Annotated in this window: 3 protein-coding genes and 2 rRNA genes; all 5 read right to left on the reverse strand. The window is 72.6% G+C overall.

The genetic code is table 11. The annotated features are described in order from the left end of the window. A partial coding sequence (locus VED21_RS21850; RefSeq protein WP_324885981.1) for a class I SAM-dependent methyltransferase occupies positions 1–525 on the reverse strand: 525 nt, incomplete at its 3' end. Continuing rightward, the gene (locus tag VED21_RS21855; protein WP_324885984.1) at positions 522–1,637 is read right to left on the reverse strand and encodes a DegT/DnrJ/EryC1/StrS family aminotransferase; all 1,116 of its coding nucleotides are present in this window, start codon (positions 1,635–1,637) and stop codon (positions 522–524) included. The genes VED21_RS21855 and VED21_RS21850, both read right to left, overlap by 4 nt. Continuing rightward, complete coding sequence (locus VED21_RS21860; RefSeq protein WP_324885986.1) at positions 1,634–4,045, reverse strand: tetratricopeptide repeat protein; 2,412 nt, start codon at positions 4,043–4,045, stop codon at positions 1,634–1,636. The genes VED21_RS21855 and VED21_RS21860 overlap by 4 nt, the downstream gene beginning before the upstream one ends. 148 nt (positions 4,046–4,193) lie before the next feature. Next, positions 4,194–4,309 (reverse strand): 5S ribosomal RNA (rrf, locus tag VED21_RS21865). Positions 4,310–4,398: 89 nt separating this feature from the next. After that, a 23S ribosomal RNA gene (locus VED21_RS21870) occupies positions 4,399–4,511 on the reverse strand; the annotation flags it as partial.

Consider the following 4,511-nt stretch of genomic DNA (forward strand, 5'->3'; position numbering starts at 1 on the left):
CGGCCAGTGGAACAGGTCGTCGCGCTGCCAGTCCACGTGGATGCTCATCACGTTGAAGGACAGCGCCGTCCGCACCGACGGCCACGCTGCCCGCAGCAGAGCCGTGGCGAAGTGCTCCATCTCCGGATGCGACAGGCCGAAGCGCGCGGTGAACACCCCCGCCACCATGGCGTAGTCGACGCATCGCTCCGGCAACGGCTCCGTCAGCAGGTCGCGCCGCTCGAACAGCCGGTCGGGCCAGTCCGCCCGTGCACGCCCGATCATCGCGGCGCTGACGTCCACCCCATGGTAGTCGACGCGGTCCAGCCAGCCACGCGCCTCCAGGTAGTCCAGCACCAGCCCCGGCCCGCAGCCGACGTCGAGCAGCGAGAACTCCCCGTGCCCGCGCACCATGTCGAAGAACACGTCGTAACGTGTGACAAGGTCCGCCTCGTTGGGCCACAGCACGCCGCGCGGCGTGCCGCCGTGCTCGCGCAGTGCCGTCTCGATCGGGCCGATCAGCCGCCGGTACTTCTCCTCGTTCATGCGCGCACCTCCCGCAAAGCGCCGGCCAGGGCCTCGGCCACGCGCGCCACGGCCACGGCCGGCAGATCGGCGTGGAACGGCAGGCCCAGCGTGCCGTCTGCCAGCCGTTCGGTGACCGGCAGCGGAGTGCTCGGATGGCCGCGGAACGCCGCCTGCCGGTGGATGCCCTTCGACCACCACGCGCGCGTGTCGATGCCCCGCTCCCGCAACCGCCCGGCCACGGCGTCGGCCACCGGCGCGTCGAACACGGCGACCATGGTGGAGGACACCCACCCCGCGCCCGCGCCCCGCAGCCCCATAACACCGGGCATCCCATCGAGCGCTTGCGCGTAGGCCTCCGCCACCGCCCGGAACGCTGCGCGCGTGCGGGGCCATAGGTCGAGCGCCGCGAGGCCGACCGCGGCGTGCACCTCGCTCATCTTGGCGTTCAGCCCCGCGCGCTCGGCCTCCCGCTGCCGCAGGAAGCCGAAGTTCGCCGCGTCCTCGACGGCGCGGACGAGTGCCGCGTCGCGCGACGCCACGAATCCACCCTCCCCCACGCCCAGCGCCTTGGTGGCGTGCAGGCTGACGACGGTGGGCACCCGGCCCGGCCGCAGCGCGTCGAACCCCGCCGCCCCGTCCACCACGACGGCGAGCCCCGTCCGCTCCGCGAAACGGTCCCACGCGGCCATGTCGAGCGGCGCTCCGAACGGCATCACCGGCATCACCGCCGCCACCGGCCCCGGCGCCGCCTCGATCGCCCGCTGTGCCCCTTCCGGCGTCAACGCCCAACCGACGGCGTCGACGTCGGCAAAGTACGGCACCAACCCCGCCGCGATCGCGGCGTGCGCCGAGGCGACGAACGACCAGGACGGCAGCACGCACAGCCCGCCCTGGGCCGCCTCGTGCGCCAGCAGCGCCGCCGTCAGCCCCGCCGTGCCGCTGGCGACCGTGGCGACGCAGCCTGCCGATAGTCCGTAATGCGCCACCAGCCGCTCCTCCAGGCGGCGGACCAGCGGGCCGTGGTTGGCGTACCACCGGTTGCCGTCCATCGCACGAAGGTAGGGCAGCACGGCATCCGTCGGCGGCAACAGCGGTCGGCCGACCGGAAGCCAGGCGGGCACGGCGTTCACGCCCCCTCCAGGCGCCGGTTGAACCGCGCCACCGTCAGGTCGGCCAGCCGGCGGAACTCGCGCGCGAAGGTCTCGGGCGCGGCGAAGATCCGCGCCGCCTCCGCCATGCCGGCGCCGAGCGCCCGGCGGTACGGCGCATCGCCCGCCAACTCGGCCAGCGTCGCCGCGTAGTGCCCGGCGTCGCGCATGCGCCAGGGCCGCGGCACGCACATGGCGGTGTCCGACAGCGTGTCCATGGTCAGCACGGGCACCCCCTGCGCCATCGCCCAGAAGGCGCTCAGGCCCCCGCCGGCCCGGTCCGGGTTTGCGTAGACGTCGCACACAGCGTAGAGCGCGTTGAGGTCCGGCTCATACGCCACACACCGGCAGCGCTCCGTCATGGGATGGCCGGCGAAGTCCGGCAGCGGAAAGCGGTCGGTGCCGACCAGCAGCCAGCGGCTGTGCGGGTGCGCCTCCAGGTGCGCGAACATCAGCCGCACGAAAGCGGCGTCCATCTCCGTGTGCAGCCGGTTGCCCACCGTCACGATGACCAGCGCATCCTCCTCCAGTCCCAACCCGGCGCGCGTCCGCGCCGCCGCGGGGGGAGGCAGGTCGATGGGCGTGCAGGCCATGCGTTCGTGCCGCGCCACGCGCTCCGCCGGCCAGCCCTGCGCCCGCCAGTACGCCTGGATTTTCGCGTCGTCGAAGATCGACGTGATGGTATCGAACCGGCTGTAAGGGAAAGACATCGCCACGGACAGGCGCAGCACCGGCCAGCGCTCGTACAGGTGGTCCTCCAGCAGCGTGTCGTCCGACAGCACCGCCACGAGGTCGGGGTCGAAGCCACGAAGCGCGTCGAACAGCGCCCGGTCGCGCGCCGCCTCCGGCAGCGCCGTGTCGGCGTAGACGAAGCGCGCCGGCGCCCCCTCCATAGCCCGCCGGTGCTCCGCCGCGAATCCGGCCGAGCGTGGATCGCCCAGCGCCACGACCATCACCTCCACCCCCACGTGCTGCGCCGCCAGTCGCGCCCAGCGCAGAAGCAGCCGCGTCGGCGAATGCAGCAGCGCCAGCAGCTGGTTGGTGACGAAGGCGACCCGCCGCACCCCTCCCCGTGCCCGCGGCGCCGGTGGACCGGCAACGATCGGGTAGTCGGCCCGCGCACGGGCGAACACGGCGGCGCCGTCGGCCACCATGCCCACCGGGATCGCGCAGCCGTAGTGCGCGGCGAACCAGTGCCCCAGCACGAGCGCACGCCGGGCGTAGGGATCGCGCGCGTCCGGCTTCAGTCCGGTATCGAGCAACCCCTGTACAAGCGTGTCCGGCATCAGCCCGGCCGCCCTCTCGGTCCCCAACTCCGCCAGTGCCGCCATCGGCGGATCGAGCAGGCGGAGGTCGGCCGCCGACACCGCCTTGAGCCGGCGGCACGCCGCCGCCGCCCGGTCCGGCCGGCCGAGAGCCATCGCGGTGCGGCACATCTCCGCCAGATAGGCCGTGCCAGCCGGGTCGAGTGTCAGCGCGCGCTCCAGAACGCGGCCGGCCTCGGCCGTGCGGCCCCGTGCCAGAAGCAGGTTGGCGGCGTTGCCCACCGCTTCGGCATGCTCGGGATCCACGGTGACGGCACGGCGAAACAGCGCGTGCGCCCGATCGAGGTCGCCGCAATCCTTTTCCAGCGTCCCCAAGTTGCTGAGCGCGCCGCCGAAGGCCGGCGCCAGCGCCAGGGCCCGGCGATAGGCACACGCCGCCGTCCCGATCGCACCCACGCCCTGCAGGGCGTGGCCGAGCGCGTTGTGCGCGTCACTCCGGTCCGCCGCAAGGCGGAGCGCCCGCCGCAGCGGCGCGATGGCGTCTGCCAACGCTCCCGCTCGTGCACGGAGCACGCCGAGATCGCCCAGGGCGTCCGCCGCGCAGGGCGCCAGGACCAGCGCGCGCCGGTACGCCGCCGCCGCTTCCTCGGTCCGGCCGAGCGCCGCCAGCGCACCGGCGAGCGCCGCGACCGCACCCATGTGCTCCGGCATGAGGTGCAGGAACTGCCGGTACCCGGCGACGGCCTCTTCGACGCGGCCCAGCTGGGCCAGCGTGCCGGCGAGATTGAACCGCGCCGCCACGAGGCCGCCGTCACGGTCGAGGGCTCGCCGGTACGCCGCGGCAGCCTCCTCCAAGCGCCCGAGCGCGCGCAGGGCCGAGCCATGGCTGTCGTGGTAGGCGGGGGCTGCGGCGTTGATCGAAAGCGCCGCCAGGATCCGGTCCAGGCCGGCTTGCGGCTGTCCGGACTGCAGCGCGACGACGCCCAGCAGGTGGAGCGCGTCGGCATTTCGCGGTTCGGCGCGCAGGACCTGTTCGTATCCGCGCTGCGCCTCGGCCAGGTTGCCGGCCTGATGGAACCGCAAGGCGGCCATCAGAAGCTCGAACGCCTTCGATTCGGACGCCACCGGTGCTCGCCTCGCCGACTGCCGCAGGATCGTTGCGGACCCTAGCACAACCGGCAACCGCCGGAATCGAAAACACCCGCCGTCCAGTGGAACGGCGGGTGTTTTCAAAAAGAAGGTTTGTGTGTCGCGCTGTCTGTGCGCCTGGAAGACCTGGCGGCGACCTACTCTCCCACGCCTTAAGACGCAGTACCATGGGCGCTGAAGGATTTCACGGCCGAGTTCGGGATGGGATCGGGTGTTGGGGCCTTCGCCATGACCACCAGGTCATCCAGATGCACAGAGGTCGCGTAGTGACGTTGGACGGATCCGAGTTCGTCTCGCAGGCGGCTTACCGCTGCGCATGACGTTCGGGAGAGATCAAGCCGATCGAGTGATTAGTACCGGTAAGCTTCAGGCGTTGCCGCCCGTCCACACCCGGCCTATCGACGTGGTGGTCTACCACGGCTCTCGGGGAGGTCTGGTTTAG

Origin of the sequence: Azospirillum sp., assembly GCF_035627195.1 — a bacterium.
In the GTDB taxonomy this organism is placed as follows: domain Bacteria; phylum Pseudomonadota; class Alphaproteobacteria; order Azospirillales; family Azospirillaceae; genus Azospirillum.